Origin of the sequence: Rhodococcoides fascians A25f, from assembly GCF_000760935.2 — a bacterium.
Classification (GTDB): domain Bacteria; phylum Actinomycetota; class Actinomycetes; order Mycobacteriales; family Mycobacteriaceae; genus Rhodococcoides.
The window spans coordinates 2795823-2820173 of record NZ_CP049744.1; the positions used below are offsets into that span (position 1 = coordinate 2795823).

Sequence of the window (24351 nt, forward strand, 5' to 3'; positions counted from 1 at the left end):
GCTAGACGGCTGTGGATGGGCCCGCGGCGGAGTCGTCCGCGGACCTGACAGGCCCTCCGACCGACCCGTACACGTGCCGGGTCCCGATCGGAACGATGAGAGGTCGATCGGACATCGGGTCTTCGATCACGGTGGCCTCGAGGCCGAAGACGTCGAGCAACAACTGCTCCGATATGACGTCCTGAGGTCGGCCGGAAGTAACGATCTGCCCCTGCTTCATGACGATCAACCGGTCGCTGTAGCGAAGTGCAAGATTGAGATCGTGCAGCACCATCACGATCGTCCGTCCGAGCTCGGCGTGCAGTCGATCGACGAGATCGAGGACCTCGATGGAGTGTGCGAGGTCGAGGTACGTCGTCGGCTCGTCCAGCAACAGGATGTCGGTGCCCTGGGCCAGCGCCATGGAGATCCACGCTCTCTGACGCTGACCGCCCGAGAGTTCGTCGACGGGTCGGTCGGCGAGGTCGCCGACTCCGGTCAACTCGAGTGCGTTCGCCACCTCGGCCTCGTCGTCGGAGCTCCACTGCCTTATCCACGATTGGTGGGGATGACGACCACGTGAGACGAGGTCTGCGACAGTCAGACCTTCGGGGGCGGTCGGGGCCTGCGGCAACATGCCGAGAGTCCGGGCAACCTCTTTGGTCTTCATCGAGGAGATCGCTCGGCCGTCGAGCATCACACTGCCCGCCTTGGGCTTGAGCAAGCGACCGAGCGAACGCAGGAGCGTCGACTTCCCGCAGCCGTTGGGTCCGATGACCGTGGTGATGACTCCGGTGTGAATTTCGAGGTCGAGGTGCTCGACAATGGTGCGATCGCCGTAACCGAGGCTGAGATCCTGCGCGATCAGACGCGAGGGGTGGCTGGTGGTCATACGGAAGCCTTTCGATTACTGCGAACGAGAAGGTACAGAAGGAACGGTCCGCCGAGGGCCGAGGTGACGATGCCGACCGGAAGTTCGACCGGCAGAATCGTTCGAGCGATCAGATCGCTCGCTACGACGAGTAATCCACCGAGCAGTGCCGACGCAATGATGGGCGGACCAGGCGTTCGCAGGATTCGGAGTGCGATCTGTGGCGCTGCCAGTGCAACGAATCCGATGGGTCCGGCCGCGGCAGTGGCGATGGCGGCAAGAGCGACGGCGGACAAGAGCATCATGGCCTGGCTGTGTTGCAGGCGTATTCCGAGCGATCGGGCGTTGTCGTCACCCAGGCGTAGCGCGCCCAGGGTGAACGTCGCGATGACCGTGCCACCGCCGACGAGTACGACAGCGGCCGCGACCGGCCAGACCGACGCCCAGTTGGCACCGTTGAGTGAGCCGTTGAGCCACACCTGAGCGCGCGAGACGTCGTTGATGTCGGCGCTGATCAGTAGCCATCCGATGACGGCAGTAAGCATGGCGTTGACCGCAATTCCCACCAGGATGAGCCGGAAACCGTCGACACCTTTTCGCCAGGCGAGGGTGTAGATCGCGATTGCGGTGAGCACACCGCCGATCAAGGCCGCAAGCGGCAGGCCCAGAGTGGCGAGCAGACCGCTGAAGCTGCCGCCTCCGCCGAGCACGATCAGCGCGACGGCTGCGGCACTGGAACCGGCGGTGATACCGAGGATGTCGGGGCTGGCGAGCGCGTTGCGGGAAATCGACTGGGTGATGGCTCCGGAGATACCGAGGGCAGCTCCGACGAGGAGGCCGGTGAGCGATCGAGGCAGCCGCAGATCCATGACGATGAAGCGCTCGATCCTCGAGCCGCCTCCGAGAAGTACGTCGAGAACCTGTGCGATCGACAGAGGAAAGTCACCACGTCCGATGTTGATGCACATCACCAGCACGAGGGCTGCCGCCAGCAGGACGGTGGCGATGACCATCAGCGGTCGTCGGACCAAGGAAATGGGGCCGAGACGAAACGCGGGTCGGGCGCGAACGACGCCCTTGTCGGACGACGGCGGTGTCGACTGCAGATCGGTTGTCACAGGCCGACCAACTTCCGACGACGAACGAGAGCGATGAAGAACGGCGCGCCGATCAGGGCCAGAACGATGCCCACCTGGAGCTCACCCGGGCGCACGACGACCCGTCCGACGACGTCGGCGATCATGAGCATCACACCGCCCATGAGGCTTGCATAGGGGACCAGCCAGCGGTAGTCGGGTCCGGTCACCGCTCGGGCGATGTGCGGTACGACGAGGCCCACGAAGGCGATCGGCCCGCATGCTGCGGTCGCTGCCCCGGTCAGCAGGGTGATAGCGAGGATCCCGACGGTACGGGTGACCGCAATGTTGGTCCCCAGTGAGCGCGCGACATCCTCACCGAGGCTCATGACGTTCAGGCCGGGAGTGCTCGCGACTGCGATGAGGACGCCGATCACCAGGAACGGCAATACCTGCCACAACACGTCCAGGCCGCGTCCTGCGACCGATCCGACCACCCAGAAGCGGTAGCCGTCCAGACTGGTCTGATCGAGCAGGACGACGGCGTTGGTCATCGCCGAGAGGAAGAATGCGACGCCGGCCCCGGCCAACGCGAGATTGACCGGACTCGATCTGCCCGACCCGATCGACGACAGTCCGAACACGACGACGCTCGCCGCCGCCGAACCGGCGAACGCGAACCACAGGTATTGACTCGGCGAGGTGAACCGGAACAGGTAGATGGCCATCACGACGAAGAACGCCGCGCCCGAGTTGAGGCCCAGCAGGCTGGCGTCGGCCAACGGGTTGCGTGTGTGCCCTTGGATGAGAGCGCCTGCGATGCCGAGCGCAATACCCACGACCAGTGCAAGCACAGTGCGGGGAACTCGCAGCGTGCGCACGATGATGTCGGTGTCGGTACCCGTCGAATTCAGCAGGGCGTGGGCTATCTCGGCGAAGGTCAGGGGTCGAGCGCCGATGGCGATGCTGGCGAGAATTCCGGCCACGAGAGCGGCGACGAGTACGGCCAGGCCAAGCAATCTCCGGCGCCGAATGGCAGCGACCGAACCGTCCTTGGGAATGGGCTCGAATCCTTCTGCTGCAGCGACCTTTTCGCGCACCACCTCCGACGACGCAGAGCCGATCCGAAACTGGCGACGCAGCGCTCGACGTGCGCCGATCGGGCCGTGGGTGACGGTGTCTCGCAGCGTCAGCCCCAGCCATCGCTTGCCGGTGCTCTGGCCGTCGTTGCCGTCGCGGTACCCGCGGTTCCAGACGAACAGAGCCAGAGCGACGCACACCGAAATCGCGCCGAATACGAATCGGTCCGCTTGTCCGCCCCCGTTGTCGTCACGCAGTGCGTCGACGATCGACCATCCGACGAACAACGGGACCACGACGATCAGGGCGTCGATGGCGCCTGCCGCGATGCAGGAGCTCCGCGGCGGCGGGCCGTCGGGCACGTTCTCGGTCCCGTACTGCTCATCGGGAGACCGGCGAGCGCCGTGCGGGCCGAGTAGCGGAGCTGTGGTCACAGTGTCGTGACTCCTCGCTGTATCGAAGGGACTCGTTTAGGTTACGGAACCCTTGCTTTCCATGTGAGGTGAGGTAAGGGTAGCGGTACCTGATTCCCAAAATTATCTGGTTAGGCTAACCTACATAACGAGTCGGGGTGCGACGAATCCACCCGCCACGAACTTCAAGGAGCGATCAGGTGTCAGTTGCAACGGCGGCATTCTCCAGCTGGGCCGATGTTCATCGATTCTCGAACCGATCCGATGGGACGGCCCAGTTGGCCGACTCGTGTGAGACTCTTCGCGCGCTCAATCCCGATTACCCGCGGATGTACGCGGTGGCTGCCATGGCGAACGAGGGTAAGCGCCGGTGGTGGCAGTTGGCCGTCGGTCTCACGGACGGACGTGTCGAGCGGATGTACAGCCGGTCGCTCGAGGATCTGGACGTGCCGGAGGCTGCTGCAGTTCAGGTGGCCACTGCCTTGATTCACGCTGTGGTCGGCCGAGTATCCGCGCTGCTGGTCCTGGAGGCCCGGGCGTGGGATCCGGGCATCGACAACATGTGGATCCACATGGACAGCGACGGTGGAATCGATTGGGCGGGTGTCGCGTCGCCGATCCTACGGGTGCTGCCCGGCGATCCCTCGGCGGGTGAGCCCGGCACGGTCACCCTTCCGTGCGAGGAGGCTCTGCTCGTCTGGACGGCGCATCGCTGCACGACGTCGCTCGGTGCGGTGTTTCGCGCGATTTCGGAGCGCGCTCCGCTCGATGTTCGCGTCTTCTGGGCCCTGGTCGGGGACGCGATTCTCGGCGCGTCGACGTACGTTCCGATTCTGGCCGGGGCGAGCGCGTCCGACGGAGCTCGTCGGGGTCAAATGCTGCTCGACGCCATGGTCGACGCAGGCGCTCCCGTCCGGTCACGCGCCGGGGTTCCCGGACGAGCGAGACTTCGGGTGTCCTGAAGCTCTTGCGCCGTTACTAAGGTTTGCCTATGCTGACTACATACCAACGGACCGCGCCGGAGTCCTGAGGGCTGCAGTGACTCCCGGTCCTTGCCACGGTGGGCCTCTCGTTCTTCACGAACGGGAGGCCCACCGATTTTCGTGGGTCGACCGTCGTGTAATTCTGATGGAAAGTCGGCTGCACGGTCGGCCCACATGTTTCGACGCAACCGGAGGCAGTGCAATGACGGACTCGAACGGCACCACGGAAGAGACGCCTTTCGACGCCTTGACGCCGGAACAGTTGACCGAGCTGTGCCACCGTGGATTCGACGGAGTCGTCGGTCTGAAATACCTCGCGGTGTCCGGCGAGGACGTGCGCGCGGAGTGGACAGTGACTCCGCAGCTCCATCAACCCGCAGGAATCATGCATGGTGGCGTCCTGTGCGCGGTGGTCGAATCGGTGGCCAGCATCGGCGGATCGGCCTGGTTCGGGTCACGTGGACACGTGGTCGGCGCCAACAACAACACCGACTTCCTGCGAGCCACGCGATCGGGAACCTTGGCCGCACACGGACATCCGATTCATCGTGGACGCACCCAGCAGCTGTGGCAGGTGGACATCTCCGACGAGACCGGACGCTTGGTAGCTCAGGGCAGAGTCCGACTGGCAAATATCGAAAACACTGCACATCTGGGACAGTGATGCCCATGACGGGCTACAACCAGCATCCAGATTCACCGGTCACCGCGCTGACTCCCGACGCTCTCGATCGCCTCGAGACACTCTTCGGGCCCATCGACGAGGATCTGGCGCGGCACTATCCCGGGGACCGCATCGGCGGGCAGCCTTCCCACACCGTGTACGTCTCGGCGGCGGAAGCCTCGGCGAATGTGCCCGCCGAGTGGGGCGCTGCATCCTCCGCGATTCTGGACGCTCACCCCGAGGCATTCGCCGAACTCGACACTGCGAACGTTCTGCCCCTGGTTCGTGCGCGATTGAGCACGGCCCCCATCCAGGACCTCCGATTCGATTTCGAGGACGGGTACGGATGGCGGTCGGACGTCGTCGAAGACCGTCATGCAACGGCCGCGGGTGCAGCGTTGGCGGCCTTGGCGAAAGATGCCGATGGTCCGACCTGGTTGGGTATTCGTTCCAAAGGACTTGCAGCACACGAGCGTCGGCGCGGGATTCGCACCCTCGAGCTCGTTCTGGACGGGGCCGGGGGAGTGCCCGACGGTTTCGTGTTCACCGTGCCCAAACTGCGCGCCACCTCGCAGGTGGCCGCGGTGGTCGCGTTGTGCGAGGAACTCGAGCGCGCGCACGGCCTGCCCGATCGCGCCCTTCGATTCGAGTTGCAGATCGAGAGTCCCCAGGCGGTCATCGGGGCCGACGGTACGACGACTCTCGCACGGGCGATCACGCGCGCCGACGGCCGCTGCACGTCACTGCACTACGGAACCTACGATTACAGCGCCGCGTGTGGGATCACGTCCGCGCAGCAGTCGCTGGCACATCCGGTGGCGGACCACGCGAAGAACGTCATGCTGGTGGCAGCCGCGCAGACCGGAGTGTGGGTGTGCGACGGTTCGACCCAGGTTGTTCCCACCGGCAGCCCGGAGCAGGTTTCGGCGTCGGCGCGGCGGCACTTCGATCTGGTGACGAGGTCCCTCGAACGCGGTTTCTACCAGGGCTGGGACATGCATCCCGGGCATCTGGTGACGCGGTGGCTGGCCACCTTCGGTTTCTTCCGCCACGCCATGCCGGTCGCGGCTGCTCGACTCGGGGGCTACCTCGATCGTCAGGGCGGTGAGGTGATGGACGAACCCGCCACCGCGCAGGCGTTGGCCGGCGTGCTGGTGCGAGGCCTCGACGCGGGTGCGTTCGGCCTCGCCGAACTGCAGGCAATTGCCTCGGGAATCGACCGAGACGTCCTGCGGGGACTGCTCGATCGATCGGTGACCGTGCCCCTCGGGTGAGGCGCGAACCGGCGCTCCGCTGCCGGGCTGCCTCGAGCGTGTCAGAATTGCCGAGCACCATCACCGATCGGGACGGAGAACTCCAATGCGGTTGTCTCCGCACGAGCAGGATCGACTGCTCGTCAGCTATGCGGCCGAGCTCGCGCGTCGTCGTCAGGCTCGAGGCTTGAAGCTCAATCATCCCGAGGCCATCGCGGTCATCACCGATCACCTTCTCGAGGGTGCCCGGGACGGGCGATCCGTTGCAGATCTGATGTCCTCGGGGCGCGAAATCCTCACTGCCGACGATGTCCTCGGTGGGGTTCCCGAATTGCTTCCCGAGGTGATGGTCGAAGCGACCTTTCCCGACGGCACGAAATTGATCACCGTGCACGAGCCGATCTCACCCAAGCGAGGTGACGGTCACCTGATTCCCGGCGAGATCATCACCGTCGCAGGGGACATCGAGATCAACGAGGGTGCCGAGGTGATCACGATGGTCGTCGTGAACGGCGGAGATCGGCCGGTTCAAGTGGGCTCACACGTGCACTTCCCACAGTCCAACACCGCCCTGCAGTTCGATCGTGAGCGTGCCCACGGCCACCGCCTCGATATTCCGGCGGGCACAGCGGTACGTTTCGAGCCCGGCATCGAACAGACAGTTCGGCTCGTGCCTCTCGGTGGCACGCGCGAGGTCCACGGTTTGAGCATGACACCTCCCGGAAAGTTGGACAGCTGATGGCGCGTCTGAGCCGTAGTCGATACGCACAGTTGTTCGGGCCCACCACGGGTGATCGAATTCGCCTGGCAGACACGGATCTTCTGATCGAGGTCACCGAGGACCGCAGCGGCGGCCCGGGCAACGCGGGGGAGGAAGCGGTCTTCGGCGGCGGCAAGGTGATCCGCGAGTCGATGGGTCAATCGCGTGCTACCCGCGCAGACGGAGCTCCCGACACGGTGATCACCGGGGTGGTTGTCGTCGACTACTGGGGAATCATCAAGGCCGACCTCGGTATTCGCGACGGGCGCATCGTGGCATTGGGCAAGGCAGGCAACCCCGACACCATGACCGGAGTCCATCCCGATCTGGTGATCGGGCCCTCGACCGAGATCATCGCAGGCAACGGAAAGATCGTCACGGCCGGCGGCATCGACTGTCACGTCCATCTGATCTGCCCGCAGATCAAGGAGGAAGCTCTCGGTGGAGGCATCACCACCGTGATCGCCGGCGGCACCGGACCCGCCGAAGGAAGCAAGGCCACCACGGTCACCCCGGGTGCATGGCACCTGTCCCGGATGCTCGAAGCTCTCGATGACTGGCCGATGAACATCGTGCTCCTCGGCAAGGGCAACACTGTCAACCCCGACTCCATGTGGGAGCAATTGCGCGCAGGCGCATCAGGATTCAAGCTGCACGAGGATTGGGGCTCGACCCCTGCTGCGATCGACGCGTGCCTGCGAGTATGTGAGGACGCCGGTGTGCAGGCCGCGCTCCACTCGGACACCCTGAACGAGGCCGGCTTCGTCGAGACCACCCTCGCTGCGATCGACGGCCGTGGAATTCACGCCTATCACACAGAAGGCGCGGGCGGCGGGCATGCACCCGACATCATCACCGTGGCAGCGCAAGGGCACGTACTGCCCAGCTCGACCAACCCGACGCGTCCCCATACCGTCAACACCCTCGACGAACATCTCGACATGCTGATGGTGTGCCATCACCTGAGTCCGTCCATTCCGGAGGATCTGGCCTTCGCCGAAAGTCGTATCCGGCCGTCGACCATTGCGGCCGAGGATCTGCTGCACGACATGGGTGCGATCTCGATGATCGGCAGCGATGCGCAGGCAATGGGCCGGATCGGCGAGGTCGTTCTGCGTACCTGGCAGACAGCACACGTGATGAAATCTCGTCGGGGGTTCCTCTCCGGAGACAACGGGGCCGACAACAACCGCGTCATGCGGTACGTCGCCAAGTACACGATCTGCCCGGCCGTGGCCCACGGGCTGGACGACGAGATCGGCTCGATCGAGCCGGGAAAATTGGCCGATCTGGTGCTGTGGGATCCGGCGTTCTTCGGTGTCCGTCCGCACATGGTCGTCAAGGGCGGAATGATCGCCTGGGCGGCTATGGGCGATGCCAACGCGTCCATCCCGACCCCGCAACCCGAGCTTCCGCGTCCGATGTTCGGGGCCTCGCCCAAAGCAGCTGCCGCGACATCGCTGCACTTCGTCGCTCCCCAGGCAATCGAAGATGGACTTGCCGGCCGCCTGAACTGCGATCGCCGGCTCGTTCCGGTCAAGAACGTCCGCAGCGTCAGGAAGTCCGACATGGCTCTCAACGACGCCATGCCCGACATCGAGGTGGATCCGGACACCTTCACGGTGCGCATCGACGGCGACGTGTGGAAAGAACAGCCGGCAACCGAACTGCCGATGGCGCAGCGATACTTCCTCTTCTGATGACGGCTGCTCGTCTGCAGGTGACAACGCTTCTCTCACTTGCCGACTCACGTCTGCCCACCGGTGGACACGTGCATTCCGGTGGAGTGGAGGAGGCGATCGCCTCGGGTTTCGTCCGAGACATCGCGACACTCGAGGCTTTCTTGCGACGTCGTATCAGGACCTCCGGTGCCACCATGGCGTCGGTGGCTGCAGCGATCGTCCACGGCTCGCTCGGCACCGAAGGTGCCGACGCCGAGTGTGACGCTCGGACGCCGTCTCCGGCGGCCAGATCCGCGTCACGCGCACAGGGTCGCGGTCTGCTCCGATTGGCCAAATCGGCTTGGCCGCATCATGATTGGACAACGATCGGCCGTAAGCCGCACCTTCCCGTGGCTGCAGGGCACGTGGGACTCGCGTGCGGGCTGTCGGTTGCCGATACAGCGGCTGTGCAGGTGTACATCACCATGACCGGTTCGGCGATCGCGGCGCAGCGTCTGCTGGCGCTCGATCCGGCCGAGGTTGCCGCATGCACCATCCGGTTGGGCGACTTCTGTGACGACGTGACCGCCTCGGTGTGCGAATGCCTACCCGAGCTGATGGAGTTGTCGGATCCGTTGCTGGACATGTTCGCCGAAGCCCACGCCGTCCGCGATCGTCCGTTGTTCGTATCCTGAAATTCCGATCCACTGTTTCGACCGACTGTTCTCGAACAATGAAGGAGATGTCATGCCCCCGCACCTGATCGACGGTGAGCCCCACGACCACGGACTGGATCGTCCGAAACGCGCGCGGGAGGCAGGCGAGGCGCTGCGAGTGGGAATCGGTGGACCGGTCGGTTCCGGAAAGACCGCATTGGTGGCTGCCCTGTGTCGCCAGCTTCGTGACGAGCTGTCGCTGGCTGTTCTGACCAACGACATCTACACGACCGAGGACGCCGACTTCCTGCGTCGGCATGCGGTGCTGCCGGACGAGCGCATCACGGCCGTACAGACAGGTGGCTGCCCGCACACCGCCATTCGCGACGACATCACGGCCAATCTCGACGCCATCGACGACCTGATCGAGAACAATCCGCCCCTGGACCTCATTCTGGTCGAGTCGGGCGGAGACAATCTCACCGCTACGTTCTCGTCCGGTCTCATCGATGTGCAGATCTTCGTCGTCGATGTCGCAGGCGGCGACAAGGTTCCGCGCAAGGGTGGACCCGGTGTGACCTTCTCCGATCTGTTGGTGGTCAACAAGACAGATCTGGCCCCCTACGTCGGGGCCGATCTGGGTGTGATGGAACGCGATGCGGCACAGGTGCGCGAGGGCCGACCGACTGCGCTGATCTCACTCACCGACGACCCGGCCGCGACCACGGTACTCGCGTGGATTCGCGAGCAGCTGAAGGTCGTTGCCGATGCCGACGCGCATGCCCACACGCACTGAGCGTCGATGCACACCGAGTTCTGCATCGATGCGAGCCTGCATCGCAGCCCACGCATCACCTCGGTGGGCGGCCTTGCCGGTCGGCAGACCGGGCCGGATACGGTCCACCTGATCGGAACCGCCGCAACGCCACTCGGTGGCGACACCATCACCGTCAGAATCTCCGTGGCGGCCGGCGCACACCTGGAGGTCCGCAGCGTCGCGGCGTCGCTGGCGATGCCCGGTGGGCAGCTGCGTCATTCGTCGGCGCAGTGGCACGTCGAGGTGGGTGCGGGTGCGTCTCTGATCTTCGATCCCGAGCCGATGGTCGTCGCGTCGGACGCGTCGCATTCGGTGGTCAATACTATTGCGCTGCAACAGGATTCGAACTTGTGGTTGCGCGAGCGGACGCAGATCGGGCGTTTCGAGGAAGCGTCGGGTCGGTGGACCAGTGCGATGCGCTGCGACGTCGGAGACACTCCGTTGTTGCGCCACCGGGTGGAACTGGGCGAGGGATCGATCTCGCACGACGCGTTGTGGGCTCCACTGTCGATGTCGAGTACGTTGCAATACCCCGATGATCGTGCGTCCGAGGTCGATCTGCGCGGCGGAAGCGTTCGGCTGGCTCTGGCAGGAGGCGGCTCGCTGACTACTTCGGCGGGGCACCGCCTGCCGCCCAGTGATCCGAGTACGTGAGAGCGGCACGCCGAACGAAGAATCGCATCGGCCGACGGTGTCCGGTCGGCCGATGCGATGTCTCGAAGCTGGGGGTCAGCGGTGGGTCAGCCCGCTGCCTTCTCGCGTTCCTGTTCCGTCTCGGCGGTGTCCGGCTCGACGGCACCCGCGCGTTCGAGAGAATTCAGTTGTTCGATGGCCAACCTCGCGAACACCTGCTGTTCGGTCGATGCCATCTGGGCGCGACCGCGGCCGAGGAAGGTCACGAACCAGGAGATGACGGTGGTGATTCGACTGCGGTAGCCCACGAGGTAGTACAGGTGCAACGCAAGCCACATCAGCCATGCGATGAAGCCACCGAACTCGAGCTTGCCGACCTTGGCGACTGCGTTGAACCGCGACACCGTTGCCATCGAGCCCTTGTCGAAGTACTTGAACGGCGCACGCTGAGCAGGGTCGTCCTCGCCCTTCACCGATGCCTTGATCCGCTTGGCGGCGTACGTCGCTCCCTGAATGGCGCCCTGCGCCATGCCCGGTACATCCTTGACCGACATGAGGTCGCCGACCACGAACACGTTCGAGTGGCCCTTGACGGTCAGATCGGGTTCGACGAGCACACGTCCGGCCCGGTCGGTCTCCGAACCGGACTGATCCGCGAGCTGCTTGCCGAGGGGGCTGCCCTGAACGCCTGCCGACCAGACCTTGCACTGCGCCTCGATGCGACGCGTCGTGCCGTCCTTCTCCTTGACGGTCAGGCCGTCGTTGTCGACGTCGGTGACCATCGCGTTGAGCTGGATTTCGACGCCGAGCTTCTCGAGTCGTTCCGCGGCCTTGCGGCCGAGCTTCTCGCCCATCGGCGGCAGTACGGCGGGCGCTGCGTCGAGCAGGATCACGCGGGCGTCGCGAGGATCGATGTTGCGGAAAGCTCCGTCGAGCGTTCGGTCGGCGAGCTCGGCGATCTGCCCGGCTAGTTCCACACCGGTGGGGCCGGCCCCGACGACGACGAAGGTCATGAGGCGGTCCTTCTCCTCCTGATCGTCGGAGAGTTCCGCCTGCTCGAACGCGCCGAGAATGCGTCCCCGCAGTTCGAGTGCGTCGTCGATGGTCTTCATGCCGGGCGCGAACTCGGCGAAGTGATCGTTGCCGAAGTAGGACTGCTGCGCGCCGGCTGCGACGATCAGGCTGTCGAAGGGAGTGACGGTGATGCGCTCGAGCAGCTTCGACGTCACCGTCTTGGCCTCGAGGTCGATGTTCAACACGTCGCCCAGCAACACCTCGGCGTTCTTCTGCTTGCGGAGAATGACGCGGGTGGTGGGAGCGATCTCGCCGACGGACAGGATGCCCGTCGCGACCTGGTAGAGGAGCGGCTGAAAGAGGTGGTGCGTCGTCTTGGCGACGAGGGTGATGTCGACGTCGGCCTTCTTGAGCGCCTTGACGCCGAACAGACCTCCGAACCCGGAACCGATGACGACGACACGATGACGCTTCGATTCGACCGGTTGGATGCTCATTACCTGCTCCCTAGACGTTGAGATGTAGCCACAACGGTAGCCGCCATCCTTCGCGGCGTCTCGGCGAGGTGGCTGTACCGGTACAGAGCGGGGAGCGCAGCGGAAACTAGCGGCTGCCCACCGCTCGCTTCGCCAGTTCCACGGTCGCGGCCCGCAGTTCCCCAGCCGAGTCGATCGGGGTCGCGTAGCCGACCCTGGTGTACGCGACTCCGCGCGGCGTGAGCACCTTCAGGTCGAGTCCGTAGCGGTCTGCGGCGGTGCATTCGGCGGACGTGGCATCGGGATAGCCACCCAGTTCGCGGGCCATCGCCATCAGAGACGTCGAGTGGTCGGCGTTGAGGTGCTCGATCGCGTACGCGGAGGTGGGCGATACCGGATCGGGTGCGGCCTCGGCGTAGTCCTCGGCAGTTGCCGAATCCATCCGCCCGTATCCGCCGACCCAGCGGACCCGATGCACGCGCATGACCCAGAGCGTGAAGTCGCTGTAGTCGAGGTAGTACTTCGCCGCAGGAACCCCCGCGAGATGCGCCTCGCGGGCAGCAGACAGCTCGTCTCCCTCGGGGCGTTCGACCACGCCGGCCAGAGTGATTCGGCCGGACGCCAACGGATCGGTCTGCGATTGCGGTGCCACGATCGACAGGCTCGCGCGCTGATCGCCTGCGAGGTTGCGCCCGTGCTCGGCCATCCGCGACACACACAGAACCGGAGCGCCGCCGTGCAATCCGTACGTGACGAACGATGCCCAGGGATCGCCGTCCGCGGTCAGGCTCGCAAGGGTCGCAATGTTGGTGGACGCGGCGATCGTGCGCGCCTCCTCGGCCGCCGAGGGACGACGGTCGGCGACCACGGGAGACAGGGGAGGGGGAACGGACGGAGCGTCACCGGGGTCGCCATGATCGAGTGCCATGCGCAGAAGCTTAGGCGACGACCTACAGGAGGTGTCGGGCATGAATCAGAGCGTCGGCGAGCAATGCGACACCGAGCACGACGAAGATGACGCGCACCGTCGGCGGGCCGTACCGCGTCAAGCCACGCACGGTGGTGACGAACGCCCGCCTGGAACGTCGACTCTTCCTGGACGCCAGAATCAGGACGAGGATGGGCGGAATCAGTGCGATCAGGCAGTAGACGACGACTATGGCCGGCCACCACTGCGGGCGGGGAACATAGGTCGAGAGCATCGTCAGCCCGGCGAGGTACGGCACTGCCGTCGGGCCCTGCACCAGACCGATCGTCAACCCTGTCAGGGCGACCACGGGAATGCTGGAGCCGGCTCGGGCGGCCCATGCCGGTGGGCGACGCTCGGCGGTGCGCAGCGCGCCGAGGCTGATCAGGACCAGCCCGACGACGAACTCCGTGCGATACCGGACCGTGGGAGTGACGGTGAAGTCGAACAGATCCGTGACGAAGTCGATGCCGAGAACGGTGACAATGCCGAACGCCGTCGTCGCCGTGAACACTCCGCCGACGAAGGCCAGCCCGGCTCGGAACGGCGACCGCCGTGTGGTTCTCGAGTGCACCGCAATAGCGGCAGTGACGCCGATCAGCAAGACGTCGAGCGAATCGAGTATCGCAAAGCCGACGAGCGCGAGCAGCAAAGTCACCATGGAAGGTTCAGGGTATCGGTCAGGTGAAGGCGATATCTTTCGTCGCCACTGCCGCCGCGGTACGTCCGGGCGCGGTCTGGTTGTCCCAGTACAGATTGGTGTGTGCGATGACCTGCTCGGGCAGGGGAGCTCCCCATTTCGTCAGGTCTTCCGTCGTGTGAGCGTCGCTCGCCAGCGTGACGTCGTATCCGCGCGCCAGAGCGCCGTGAAGGGTGGATCGGACGCAGAAATCGGTCTGTGCGCCTGCGACCACGACATGCCCGGCTTCGGCCGCTGTCAGCTCGGCCTCCAACGTCGTGCTCTCGAAGGCGTCTCCGTGTTTCTTGTGCACGATCGGGTCGCTCGAAGCCACAGGTAGCGCCTCCAGAAGGTTCCACCCGTCCGTCCCGAAGTGCAGTTCCTCTTCGGCCGAGTGCTGTACCCAGATCACCGCAGTACCCGTCTCCCGTGCGCGGGTCACCAGGGACACGATGTTGTCGATCACGCGTTCTCGCTCGTGCACACCCACCATCACGTCGTTCTGTACGTCGACGATCAGCAGTGCGGTTGTGTGGCGGTCGGGCAGGGTGGTCACGACAATTCCTTCCGAAAGGTGTCTCGTCCGAGTGCCTGCACGTCAACTCCCGACGTACGCGGCCAGATGTCGGCCGGTGAGCGTGGAACCGTCCGCCACCAGATCGGACGGCGTTCCTTCGAACACCACGAGTCCGCCGTCGTGTCCGGCACCGGGGCCCAGATCGATGATCCAGTCGGCGTGTGCCATCACCGCCTGGTGATGCTCGATCACGATCACCGACTTGCCCGAGTCGACCAGTCTGTCGAGGAGCCCGAGCAGCTTGTCGACATCGGCCAGATGCAGTCCGGTGGTGGGTTCGTCCAGCACGTAGACCCCACCCTTGCCTGCCATGTGCGTGGCGAGCTTGAGGCGCTGGCGCTCGCCACCCGAGAGCGTCGTCAGCGGCTGTCCGATCTTCAGGTAGCCGAGCCCGACGTCGTTCAAGCGCTGCAGAATCTTGTGCGCTGGGAGCAGTTTGGCTGCGCCGTCGGAGAAGAACTCCTCGGCCTCTGCGACCGACATGGACAGGACCTCGTCGATGTTACGACCGCCGAAGTGGTACTCGAGTACCGAAGCTTGGAACCGCTTGCCCTCGCACACCTCACACGTCGTGGCCACCCCGGCCATCATCGCGAGGTCGCTGTAGATGACGCCTGCCCCGTTGCACGTCGGGCACGCGCCTTCGGAGTTGGAGCTGAACAGAGCCGGTTTGACGGCATTCTCCTTGGCGAAGGCCTTCCGTATCGGTTCGAGCAATCCGGTGTACGTCGCGGGGTTGCTTCGCCGTGAACCACGGATGGCACCCTGGTCCACCGACACCACATCGTCTGTGCCCGAGAGCGACCCGTGAATCAGCGAGCTCTTGCCCGAGCCTGCGACGCCGGTGACGACGACCAGCACTCCGAGTGGAACGTCGACGTCCACGTCGCGCAGATTGTGTGAGTTCGCACCGCGAATTTCTAATACTTCCGAGAACCCACGCACCGAGTCCTTGAGCGACGCTCGATCGTCGAAATGCCGACCGGTGACCGTGTCGCTGTGTCGCAGTCCGTCGACGGTGCCCTCGAAGCACACGTGCCCGCCGGCGCTGCCGGCACCTGGACCCAGATCCACCACGTGATCTGCGATCGAGATCGTCTCGGGCTTGTGCTCGACGACCAGCACCGTATTTCCCTTGTCTCGCAACTGCAACAGCAGGTTGTTCATCCGTTCGATGTCATGCGGGTGCAAGCCGGTCGTGGGCTCGTCGAACACGTACGTCACGTCGGTCAGCGAGGAGCCGAGGTGGCGAATCATCTTGGTACGCTGGGCCTCTCCACCGGACAGCGTCCCCGAGGGACGATCCAGGCTCAGGTATCCGAGCCCGATCTCCACGAACGAGTCCAGGGTCTCGCTCAGCGTCGTCAACAATGGTGCCACCGACGGTTCCTTCAGGCCTGCAACCCATGTGGCCAAATCGCTGATCTGCATCGAACAGGCGTCGGCGATGTTGATGCCTTTGATCTTCGACGATCGTGCTCCCGCGTTGAGTCGGGTGCCGTCGCAGTCGGGACACGTGGTGAAGGTGATCGCGCGGTCGACGAAGGCGCGGATATGCGGCTGCATTGCCTCGACGTCCTTGGACAGGAACGACTTCTGAATCTGAGGTACGAGTCCGGAGTAGGTCAGATTTATGCCCTCGACCTTGATCTTCGTGGGCTCGCGGTAGAGCAGATCGTCGAGTTCCTTCTTCGTGTACTTCGCGATGGTCTTGTCTGGGTCGAAGTAACCGCAGCCGCGGAAAATTCGGCCGTACCAGCCTTCCATGCTGTAGCCGGGAATCGTGATGGCGTTCTCGTTGAGGGACTTGCTCGCGTCGTACAGGGCGGTGAGATCGAAGTCGCTGACCGAACCTCGACCCTCGCAGCGTGGGCACATGCCGCCGGTGACGGAGAAGGACTTCTTCTCGGTGGTCTGACGGCCACCCTTGTCCACCTTGTAGGCGCCTGCACCGGAGACCGATGCAACGTTGAACGAAAAAGCTTGTGCTGAGCCGATATACGGTTTACCGACTCGACTGAAGAGAATGCGAAGCATGGCATTGGCGTCGGTGGCCGTACCGACGGTGGAGTGAGGATTGGCACCCATGCGCTGTTGATCGACGATGATGGCCGTGGTGAGCCCGTCCATGACGTCGACGTCGGGTCGGGCGAGTGTCGGCATGAATCCCTGGACGAAGGCGCTGTAGGTCTCGTTGATCATCCGCTGCGATTCCGCAGCGATAGTGCTGAAGACCAGTGAGCTCTTGCCGGAGCCCGACACACCGGTGAACACGGTGAGCCGTCGCTTGGGCAAGTCCACGTCTATGTCCTGGAGGTTGTTCTGCCGTGCTCCCTGTACACGAATCACATCGTGACTATCGGCAGCGTGCGGTTCCGAGACCTGCGTGACCTTCTTCGTCGCCATGAGCAGTCAGGCTAGTCGCACCGGGATGTCCACGCTTCTCGATTCCTGATCGATTCCGGTGGCGCACAGTGCCGCGTCCAATCGCCTCAGGTCGGTTGTCGACGACTCGAGGAGTGGACGGCGGACGGTTGCGCCGGACAGCACGCCGATCCTGACCAGTGCGGCCTTGGCCATGATGGCTCCTTGCGTCGTACGCATGACGGCGTCGGTCAGCGGCAACAGTGACCGCTGTACTGCGTTTGCCCGATCCAGGTCGCCGGTCCGGACGGCTTCGATCATCTCGGCGTACCGGTCGGCCACGGCGTTGCCGGTGACACTGACCAAACCTGTTGCGCCACAACAGAGGTAGGGGAGAGCAAGCTCGTCGACTCCGCAGTAGTAGGCAAGCTCCGTCGAGGCCATGACAGTCATGGCTTCGTAGAGGTCGCCCTTTGCGTCTTTGACCGCCCTGATCGAGGGATGTCGGGACAGTTCGATCAACGTCGCCTGCTCGATGGCGATGCCCGTGCGCGCCGGGACGTCGTACACCATGACGGGAAGCCCACCGGCTCCGGCGATGTCGACGATGTGCGCCGCAATGCCTGCCTGGTTGGGGCGCGAATAGTGGGGGGCGCTGATCAGTAGTGCATCGGCACCGGCCGCTGCAGCGGACCGAGCCATGTCCGTTCCCGCCGCCGTGTCGTTGGTACCGACTCCGGCGATCACCCGAAGGGCATGGTTCGAGTGCACTCGGGCCTGCGTGATCAGCTCCGACATCTCGTGAGAGGTCAGAGTCGGTGCTTCACCGGTGGTGCCACCGACGACGACTCCGTCGCATCCGGTCGACAGCAGGTGCACGAGCAGTGCGTCGAAGCCGGAGCGATCGATAGTTCCGTCCGGCTGCATGGGCGTCACCATGGCGACGAGATTGGTGCCGAAGATCGACGAGGAAGAAGGCGCGGAATTGGTCACCAGGTGAGTGTGGTCGGCCCGACACCTACGGTCCAGCGATGGATTATCGGCATTATTGCGTAGTGTTGCTTCATGATCGATGTGAGCGCACTCCATGCATTGCGCGCGGTAGCTGCCCTGGGAACCCTGGCCAGGGCGGCCGACGAGCTCGGATACACCTCGTCTGCGATTTCCCAACAGATCAAACGACTCGAACGGCAGATCGGGACGCCGGTGTTGGCGCAGGCCGGCCGAGGCGTCGTACTCACCCCGGCCGGTCGAGCGGTGGTCGACTCTGCGGACGAGGTGTTCCATGCCCTCGAGCGCTGCGTGGAGTCGGCACGCTCCGCGGACGAAGGCGTCGCTCGTGGGGTCGTGCGCCTCGTCGGCTTCTCGACCGCCCTTCGCGGTCTGGTGGCACCTGCGCTGAGCCGACTGCACCGGCGGTATCCCGATCTGACCGTCCACATCAGCGAGGAAGATCCCGATCGCGCCCTGCACAGCGTCCACGCGGGTACCGCCGACTTGGCGCTGGTGCACGACGCGGACGGTGTACCGGCGGCGGCGCCGCCCTCGATCGTCCGACGACCGATCCATACCGACTACGGCGACGTGATCATGAAGCGTACTCATCCACTCGCCGGACGGGAGTCTGCGCTGACCCATTCCGAACTCGCCCGCTACCCGTGGGTGACGAGCCCGGCGGGAACGGTGTGCCATCAGTGGTTCCGTCGGCTGTTCGCCGACACACCCACCGACGTAGTAGTTCGCCATCTCGTCGATGATTTTTCGACCCAGCTCGCACTGGTCGAAGGGGACGACGTTCTTGCGCTCGTTCCTCGTCTCGCACGGCCGGTTCTGAGCGTCGGCCTCGTTGCAGTGTCACCGGCACGCACTCCCACGCGTGAGGTGCAGGCGGCCTGGAGGCACAGTGCGAATGCGAGCCCCGCAATTCACGCGGTACTGGACGTCCTGAACCCGGCCTCGAGCTGAGAGGTCAGAATTGTCAGCCGCCCGGTAGCTCGTGTCATTGCCACGTAGCGGTCGACGGCACCGGCGATTCCGGGCCCGAACGACTCCGGGTCGACGAGGACGACCAGATCGAATTCGAGACCCTTGGTCAGTTGGGGCGTCAGTGAGCGTATGCGTTCGGATCCCGCGAACGTAGAATCGCCTATGACACAGCCGATTCCGATGGTGTTCGATTCCATCCACCTTTCCAGGATCGACGACAGATCTGCCGAGTTGCCGTACTCGACAGGCACACCGCTGCTGCGAATCGATACCGGGACGTTGGCGTCCGGCAACACTGCACGGATCACCGGCTCGGCCACCGCCATCACTTCTCGCGGGGTGCGGTAGTTGACGCCGAGGGTGGCAACGTCGATATGGTCGATCCCCACTCTTTTGAGCCGTTCGAGCCAGGATTCGGAGAACCCACGACGCGACTGCGCGCGGTCTCCGACGACAGTGACGCTGCCCGAAGGGCAGCGGCGGCGCACCATGTGCCACTGGGCATCCGTCAGCTCCTGAGCCTCGTCCACGACAATGTGTGCGAACGGTCCGGCCAGTGGGTCGATGGGGATCTCCTCGAATCCGGCTCGATCGACGAGCGCATCGCGAATTCCGTCCTGGCGAAGCTGTGCAGCCATCATTTCGTCGTCGTCGGCAGCCATGAGTTCGTCGACGACGCGATCCATCCGCGTCCGCTCGACTGCCGAAGCTGCCTCGCGGCGTTGCATGCGCCGCGCATGCTCGGGATCTCCGAGCCGCATGCGCGCAGCGTCCAGCAGGGGTAGATCGGCCAGTGTCCATCGCGTCGGATCGGTTCGTTGCAGCATGCGCACCTGCTCAGCACTCAGCCAGGGTGCACATCGACGGAGATACGTCGGCACGCTCCACAAGTCGGCAACGAGGTCGGCGGCCTCGATGATTGTCCAGGAGTTTTCGAGCGTTCGACGTAGATGCTTGTTGCGCTGCAGAGACCGTCGTACTTCCTGGGTGGACTCGTCGCCGTGGTATCGCTCCGTGAGAATTGTGAGGAGTAGGTCCCAGATCTGTTCTCGTGCCTCGTTGTGCGGGGTACCGGGCTCGGCTGCCCCGAACGCTTCGATCCAATCGTCCGGAGTGAGTCTCAGGTCGGCCCATTCTGTTTCCACGATCATGTTCTGGGTGGGCGGTTGCTCGTAGAACGCGACGGCCGCGTCGATTGCGTCGATCATTCCGAGAGTGGACTTCATTTGCGCCACAGCAGGATCGGGTTCTTCTGTTGCGTTCGTTCCTTCTGAAACGAGGTCCTGGAGGGTGCAGGTGTGTACACCGTCTTCGCCGAGACTCGGCAGGACGTCGGAGACATAGGCGAGGTACGGCTCGTGCGGGCCCACGAACAAGACTCCGCCCCGGTTGTGTCCGATGCGTGAATCCGTGTACAGAAGATAGGCAGTACGGTGAAGAGCGACAACCGTTTTCCCGGTTCCCGGCCCACCGTCGACGACAAGCGCTCCGCGCGCATCTGCTCGAATGATCGCGTCCTGATCTGCTTGTACTGTGCCCAGTACGTCCCGCATCCGCGCCGAGCGTTCGGTACCCAAGCTGGCGATGAATGCCGATTGATCGTCGAGCGCCGCATCGGAGTCGAGCCCTGTCGAGTCGAAGACCTCGTCCCAGAAGTCCGTGATGACGCCGTTCGTCCATCGATAGCGTCGGCGACTCTGGAGCCCCATTGGGTTTGCATGGGTCGCACCGAAGAAGGGCTCGGCAGCGGGGGAGCGCCAGTCCACCAGAAGTTGCTCGCCCGAGTTCCCCAACAGTCCGAGGCGCCCGATGTACACAGGCTCGTCCGAGTCGACGGGCACGATGCGACCCAGACACAGATCGATCCCGTAGCGATGCAGTGAACGAAGACGCCCGCGCAGTCGATGGACCTCGAAGTCTCGCTCCATCACCTCCTGACCCATCCGGCCCGACGACTTCTGGATGGTGTTCAGCCGATCCGTCGTATCGTATCGAGACGTCTCGATACTCGAATAGATTGCTGAAAAGTGTTGCTGATCAACCTCGATCAGCTCTGGATCGCGCTTGTGAGAGAGACTATCGGGCAGGTCGAAGACGCGTGGGCGCACAGGATTCACAGAACTCCGATCGACTGATTCATGACGGTAGCGAGCCATTCTGAGCCCTGTACGGGGTCTTGCCGCAAGCCCCGGGGTGCGCTATACATTGAAAGTGGAAAGAGGTGATCCTCGCTTTCCGAACCCATGGCCCGATCGCACGTCCGTGCTACTGCCTGGATGTCTTGCTCTTGCCGGAACCGGCCTGCTTGCCGGTGGCGAAGAGGCGGCGCGAGTGCCAGCTTGCGCTGGGCTGGCTATGGATCGGTGAGCAGCAAATCTGCGATCGCGTCGGCATCGACCGGTCGTCCCAACAGGAACCCTTGGGCGAAATCGCATCCGGCAGCGGCCAATGCCTCGAGTTGTTCCTCGGTCTCGACCCCTTCCCCGACGACGGTGACATCGAATGCCCGGGCGAGTGCGACGATCGCCGAGATGATGGCGCAGGCGCGTGGGGCCGGCAGTCGGGCGATATACGACCTGTCGATCTTGAAACTCTCGAACATGGGATAGCGGTCGAGATACGACATGGAACTGTGTCCCTTTCCCATGTCGTCGAGCAGCAGAGTGACACCCATCGAATGCAGCGTGGAGACGGTGTCGGCAACTCGTTCGGTGTCCGCGACCCAAACGGTTTCGGTGACCTCCAAACCGAGGGCGAAAGCGGGAAGTCCAGTGTCTGTCAACACGGACGCAACCTCTTTCGGAAAATCCGGATCTCGAAGTTGGAGTGCGCTGACGTTGACGCGAACGACGATGTCGGAGAACGTGCGCCACCGTGCCGCAGCGGCACACGCGGTGCGAAGGGCCCAGGTGCCCAATGGCGTTGCAAGGCCGGTTCTCTCGGCGACGCTGACGAATTCGCTGGGTTCTATCGGTCCGAGGTGGTGGTGATTCCATCGAGCCAGCGCCTCGACCGCAACGACCTTTCGAGTCGCGATCTCCACCAGCGGTTGATAAGCCAACGTGAGTTCGTTCGCTTTCAGAGCCGCCCTGAGATCGATCGAGAGTGACCTGATGCGATCGGCGTCGTAGAGATCGGTTGGATCGAAGACGGCATGGCCGCCCGTACCGCTGTCCTTCGCCCGGTACATGGCCAGGTCCGCACGGTGAATGAGCTCCTGTCGCGTCGAATTCCGGTCGGATACAGCGATGCCGATACTCGCGCTGAGGGGAATCGGAACATCGACGGCAGAAAACGGCACCGCGATCGAACTCGAGATGTGCCGCGCGAGTTCTTGCGCATGCTCGACGCTGTCCACTCCCTCACACACGATCAGGAACTCGTCTCCGCCGAGGCGCGCAACTGTATCGGCTTCTCGAACTGCCGAGGCAAGTCGATCGACGAACTTGACCAGCGCCCTGTCACCGGCATCATGGCCCAGGCTGTCGTTGATGATCTTGAAGTCGTCGATGTCGAGCAACAGCAGCGCAACAGTGCCGAACTGTTGCCGCGCGCGAACCAGCGCAGCGTCGATGACGTCGTAGGCGAGCGTTCGGTTCGGCAGACCGGTGAGTGCGTCGTGTGTGCTGCGTCGTCTCAGCTGGCGTTCCAGGTCGATCCTTCTCATTGCCGCGGAGACGATCCCAGCGACGGAACCGAGAAACGACACCTCCTCGTCGCGGTAGAGACGGGCCTCCACGCTGTGGATTGTGAGCACACCCCAGGCGGCGCCGGCAACGTCGAAGATCGGAACTCCCACTCCGCTGCGCAGCCCGAAAGCAGCCATAGTTTCAGTGCGAAAACGCGTCTCGACAGTGCGGTCGTTGCACACGGCCGGCTCGGAGTTCGCCAGGACGAACCCCATCAGCGAACCGTCTCCCGGTGGAACATCGTGCCGTATACCGAGTACACCGCTTGCTGCGTCCATGGTCAGGTAAGGATCGTCGGGGCGTTCGAGATGGGAGATTGCCGAGTTTCCGACACCGATCAAGGTTGCGGCGGTATCGGTGGCGGCGGTGAGCAGTGTCGGTAGGTCGGCGATGACGGCGAATCTGCTGAGGTCGGCAAGAGCTTTCTGTTCTCGAGCATGCCGACCTGCGACGAGTACGTCTGCGGCCATCCGAGCATTGCGCTGTTCGACGGTGTGACGATGGCGAATGATGGAAGCAACCAAGTCGGGCCCACCGTCGCCGGAATCGATCGAATAGGCGGTGACCATCACCGGAATTTCGGCACCGGTCATCTGATGGCGTAATTCGCAGTATCCCTCCCACTTTCCGTCGATGCGCAGACCGTCACCGATACCTGCCGCGAGATCGAGCCCACCCGGGGTGAGGAATTCGAGCGCACTCAACTCCATGGCAGCGGATAGGCTCGTCGATCCGGTCAGTTCCAAGCCTGCAGGATTGATATAGAGGATCTTTCCCGAGAAGTCGGACAGGGAAACGAAGTCCGGGAATCGATCGAGAAACGACCGAAGGCTCACCGGATCGCCCGCGAGATCTTTCACCGGTCCTCCGATCCAGCTCGCTCGTGATCCGAGCGCCACCGAGTCAATGCTATTCGGCGGGTGCGGTGAGTGTGAACGATTGCCACGACGGGCCCCGAACTAGCTGCTCGACACGCATGGATCAGAGCGACGGCGGGCGTAGTGGACAACACTCGTGCACAGGCGGAGTTGATGGCAACGGGTGCGGCTTCGGAGGCGCGCCGACGGTACTTCTGGGCCTATGGTCGTGTGCGAGGCCGTCGAGCCACGAAGATCGCGACATTGCCGACCATCGTTACCTCGGCTTGCTCGAATATTTCGGACAGTGACCGGCGAAGGCCGGGCAGATCGTCCTGGCGATTTTCGAACACGCCGGTTTGGTTGTAGGCGAACATCAGCGCCTTGCCGAGGGCGGTGAACCTCTGGTCGACACCGATCACGGTCGATCCGAACAACACTCCCTCCGGCGTCAGCGTCTCCGCCAGGTTTGTCAGCGCGACGGCCTTCGTGGACCAGTCACCGGGAAGACAATGCAGAACATAGTTGATCGACACCGAGTCGAACTTCTCGATGCTCTCGTCCAATGGCACCAGAACATCGTGTTCGATCAGCGTGAGAGCAACATCCAGTCGGGATGCAGTGTGTTCGAGTGAGTTGGCGTTGAGGTCCAGGAGGGTGAGGTCGATATCGGCGGGGAGGTCGATGTTGGCGAGGGCCCAGCCGGATCCAGGGCCGACCTCCAGGTGGCGGTGACCGATGTGCCGTCGGTAGAGATCGACGAAATGAGCTCTGTTGCAACGCCATCCGAAACTGTTCGAAAGTCGGATCACCCACAGGTCGTACAGTCGTAGGACAAGCTTGGTGTACGGGGCCGCCCCAGCTCGGGTGGATAGCGATGTCATGTGGTAGTTCGC

General features: G+C 63.9%; 21 protein-coding genes. 9 read left to right on the forward strand and 12 right to left on the reverse strand.

All coding sequences use genetic code 11. From position 1 onward, the window contains the following. Position 1: 1 nt before the first annotated feature. The 3 genes from BH93_RS13270 to BH93_RS13280 form a co-directional block, all read right to left on the reverse strand. Entirely contained in the window at positions 2–871 is an 870-nt protein-coding gene (locus BH93_RS13270; RefSeq protein ID WP_032377938.1) for an ABC transporter ATP-binding protein, read from the reverse strand. Next, positions 868–1863: a FecCD family ABC transporter permease gene (locus BH93_RS13275; RefSeq protein WP_242459233.1), complete on the reverse strand. Its 996-nt coding sequence runs from the start codon at positions 1861–1863 to the stop codon at positions 868–870. The genes BH93_RS13270 and BH93_RS13275 overlap by 4 nt, the downstream gene beginning before the upstream one ends. A 101-nt stretch (positions 1864–1964) precedes the next feature. Continuing rightward, positions 1965–3440: an iron chelate uptake ABC transporter family permease subunit gene (locus BH93_RS13280; protein ID WP_080739028.1), complete on the reverse strand. Its 1476-nt coding sequence runs from the start codon at positions 3438–3440 to the stop codon at positions 1965–1967. Positions 3441–3619: 179 nt separating this feature from the next. Between BH93_RS13280 and BH93_RS13285 the strand changes: the two genes are divergently transcribed. The 8 genes from BH93_RS13285 (at position 3620) to BH93_RS13320 (ending at position 10867) form a co-directional block, all read left to right on the forward strand. After that, positions 3620–4381 carry a hypothetical protein gene (locus BH93_RS13285; RefSeq protein WP_037173674.1) on the forward strand — a complete coding sequence of 254 codons (762 nt, stop codon included), beginning with the start codon at positions 3620–3622 and terminating at the stop codon, positions 4379–4381. Between the two features lie 223 nt (positions 4382–4604). Next, a complete protein-coding gene (locus tag BH93_RS13290; RefSeq protein WP_032377935.1) occupies positions 4605–5066 on the forward strand; it encodes a PaaI family thioesterase in 462 nt (153 codons plus the stop codon). Between the two features lie 5 nt (positions 5067–5071). Continuing rightward, positions 5072–6340, forward strand: a complete 1269-nt coding sequence (locus tag BH93_RS13295; RefSeq protein ID WP_052065133.1) for a DUF6986 family protein — start codon at positions 5072–5074, stop codon at positions 6338–6340. 85 nt (positions 6341–6425) lie between these two features. After that, entirely contained in the window at positions 6426–7058 is a 633-nt protein-coding gene (locus BH93_RS13300; protein WP_052065074.1) for an urease subunit gamma, read from the forward strand. After that, positions 7058–8779 (forward strand): urease subunit alpha, encoded by a 1722-nt coding sequence (locus BH93_RS13305; RefSeq protein ID WP_037173677.1) that lies wholly within the window; start codon positions 7058–7060, stop codon positions 8777–8779. Before BH93_RS13300 ends, BH93_RS13305 begins: the two co-directional genes overlap by 1 nt. Next, positions 8779–9435 carry an urease accessory protein UreF gene (locus BH93_RS13310; RefSeq protein ID WP_037173678.1) on the forward strand — a complete coding sequence of 219 codons (657 nt, stop codon included), beginning with the start codon at positions 8779–8781 and terminating at the stop codon, positions 9433–9435. Before BH93_RS13305 ends, BH93_RS13310 begins: the two co-directional genes overlap by 1 nt. 52 nt (positions 9436–9487) lie before the next feature. Next, positions 9488–10192: an urease accessory protein UreG gene (gene ureG, locus BH93_RS13315; protein WP_032403459.1), complete on the forward strand. Its 705-nt coding sequence runs from the start codon at positions 9488–9490 to the stop codon at positions 10190–10192. 6 nt (positions 10193–10198) lie between these two features. Continuing rightward, the gene (locus BH93_RS13320; protein WP_037173679.1) at positions 10199–10867 is read left to right on the forward strand and encodes an urease accessory protein UreD; all 669 of its coding nucleotides are present in this window, start codon (positions 10199–10201) and stop codon (positions 10865–10867) included. 86 nt (positions 10868–10953) lie between these two features. Here the strand turns inward: BH93_RS13320 and BH93_RS13325 are convergent, their stop codons facing one another. From BH93_RS13325 to dapA, 6 genes are all read right to left on the reverse strand, one after another. Continuing rightward, the gene (locus BH93_RS13325; protein WP_037173680.1) at positions 10954–12357 is read right to left on the reverse strand and encodes an NAD(P)/FAD-dependent oxidoreductase; all 1404 of its coding nucleotides are present in this window, start codon (positions 12355–12357) and stop codon (positions 10954–10956) included. Between the two features lie 106 nt (positions 12358–12463). After that, positions 12464–13264, reverse strand: a complete 801-nt coding sequence (locus tag BH93_RS13330) for a HugZ family pyridoxamine 5'-phosphate oxidase (RefSeq protein ID WP_032377929.1) — start codon at positions 13262–13264, stop codon at positions 12464–12466. Positions 13265–13286: 22 nt separating this feature from the next. Continuing rightward, entirely contained in the window at positions 13287–13964 is a 678-nt protein-coding gene (locus BH93_RS13335; RefSeq protein ID WP_037173682.1) for a GAP family protein, read from the reverse strand. A 19-nt stretch (positions 13965–13983) separates the two neighbouring features. After that, positions 13984–14538: an isochorismatase family protein gene (locus tag BH93_RS13340; protein ID WP_037173683.1), complete on the reverse strand. Its 555-nt coding sequence runs from the start codon at positions 14536–14538 to the stop codon at positions 13984–13986. Between the two features lie 42 nt (positions 14539–14580). Beyond that, positions 14581–16965: an ATP-binding cassette domain-containing protein gene (locus tag BH93_RS13345; RefSeq protein WP_037173684.1), complete on the reverse strand. Its 2385-nt coding sequence runs from the start codon at positions 16963–16965 to the stop codon at positions 14581–14583. A 6-nt stretch (positions 16966–16971) separates the two neighbouring features. After that, the gene (gene dapA / locus BH93_RS13350; RefSeq protein WP_037173690.1) at positions 16972–17916 is read right to left on the reverse strand and encodes a 4-hydroxy-tetrahydrodipicolinate synthase; all 945 of its coding nucleotides are present in this window, start codon (positions 17914–17916) and stop codon (positions 16972–16974) included. A gap of 72 nt (positions 17917–17988) precedes the next feature. Here dapA and BH93_RS13355 point away from each other — a divergent pair, with 72 nt between their 5' ends. Further along, the gene (locus BH93_RS13355) at positions 17989–18888 is read left to right on the forward strand and encodes a LysR family transcriptional regulator (protein ID WP_037173691.1); all 900 of its coding nucleotides are present in this window, start codon (positions 17989–17991) and stop codon (positions 18886–18888) included. On the opposite strand, the gene helR is transcribed toward BH93_RS13355, so the two are convergent. From helR to BH93_RS13370, 3 genes are all read right to left on the reverse strand, one after another. Next, positions 18849–21026, reverse strand: a complete 2178-nt coding sequence (gene helR, locus BH93_RS13360; RefSeq protein ID WP_052065075.1) for an RNA polymerase recycling motor ATPase HelR — start codon at positions 21024–21026, stop codon at positions 18849–18851. The genes BH93_RS13355 and helR overlap by 40 nt on opposite strands. A 236-nt stretch (positions 21027–21262) precedes the next feature. After that, the gene (locus BH93_RS13365) at positions 21263–23497 is read right to left on the reverse strand and encodes a sensor domain-containing protein (RefSeq protein ID WP_242459202.1); all 2235 of its coding nucleotides are present in this window, start codon (positions 23495–23497) and stop codon (positions 21263–21265) included. A 179-nt stretch (positions 23498–23676) separates the two neighbouring features. After that, a complete protein-coding gene (locus tag BH93_RS13370; RefSeq protein WP_037173692.1) occupies positions 23677–24339 on the reverse strand; it encodes a class I SAM-dependent methyltransferase in 663 nt (220 codons plus the stop codon). Positions 24340–24351 lie beyond the last annotated feature (12 nt).

Coding starts and splice junctions, on each gene's coding strand:
- BH93_RS13305 (WP_037173677.1), top strand. CDS start 7,058: ATGGCGCGTCTGAGCCGTAGTCGATACGCACAGTTGTTCGGGCCCACC.
- BH93_RS13295 (WP_052065133.1), top strand. CDS start 5,072: ATGACGGGCTACAACCAGCATCCAGATTCACCGGTCACCGCGCTGACT.
- BH93_RS13275 (WP_242459233.1), bottom strand. CDS start 1,863: ATGGTCATCGCCACCGTCCTGCTGGCGGCAGCCCTCGTGCTGGTGATG.
- BH93_RS13325 (WP_037173680.1), bottom strand. CDS start 12,357: ATGAGCATCCAACCGGTCGAATCGAAGCGTCATCGTGTCGTCGTCATC.
- BH93_RS13300 (WP_052065074.1), top strand. CDS start 6,426: ATGCGGTTGTCTCCGCACGAGCAGGATCGACTGCTCGTCAGCTATGCG.
- ureG (WP_032403459.1), top strand. CDS start 9,488: ATGCCCCCGCACCTGATCGACGGTGAGCCCCACGACCACGGACTGGAT.
- BH93_RS13320 (WP_037173679.1), top strand. CDS start 10,199: ATGCACACCGAGTTCTGCATCGATGCGAGCCTGCATCGCAGCCCACGC.
- BH93_RS13335 (WP_037173682.1), bottom strand. CDS start 13,964: ATGGTGACTTTGCTGCTCGCGCTCGTCGGCTTTGCGATACTCGATTCG.
- BH93_RS13290 (WP_032377935.1), top strand. CDS start 4,605: ATGACGGACTCGAACGGCACCACGGAAGAGACGCCTTTCGACGCCTTG.
- BH93_RS13330 (WP_032377929.1), bottom strand. CDS start 13,264: ATGGCACTCGATCATGGCGACCCCGGTGACGCTCCGTCCGTTCCCCCT.
- BH93_RS13355 (WP_037173691.1), top strand. CDS start 17,989: ATGATCGATGTGAGCGCACTCCATGCATTGCGCGCGGTAGCTGCCCTG.
- BH93_RS13270 (WP_032377938.1), bottom strand. CDS start 871: ATGACCACCAGCCACCCCTCGCGTCTGATCGCGCAGGATCTCAGCCTC.
- BH93_RS13345 (WP_037173684.1), bottom strand. CDS start 16,965: ATGGCGACGAAGAAGGTCACGCAGGTCTCGGAACCGCACGCTGCCGAT.
- BH93_RS13370 (WP_037173692.1), bottom strand. CDS start 24,339: ATGACATCGCTATCCACCCGAGCTGGGGCGGCCCCGTACACCAAGCTT.
- BH93_RS13310 (WP_037173678.1), top strand. CDS start 8,779: ATGACGGCTGCTCGTCTGCAGGTGACAACGCTTCTCTCACTTGCCGAC.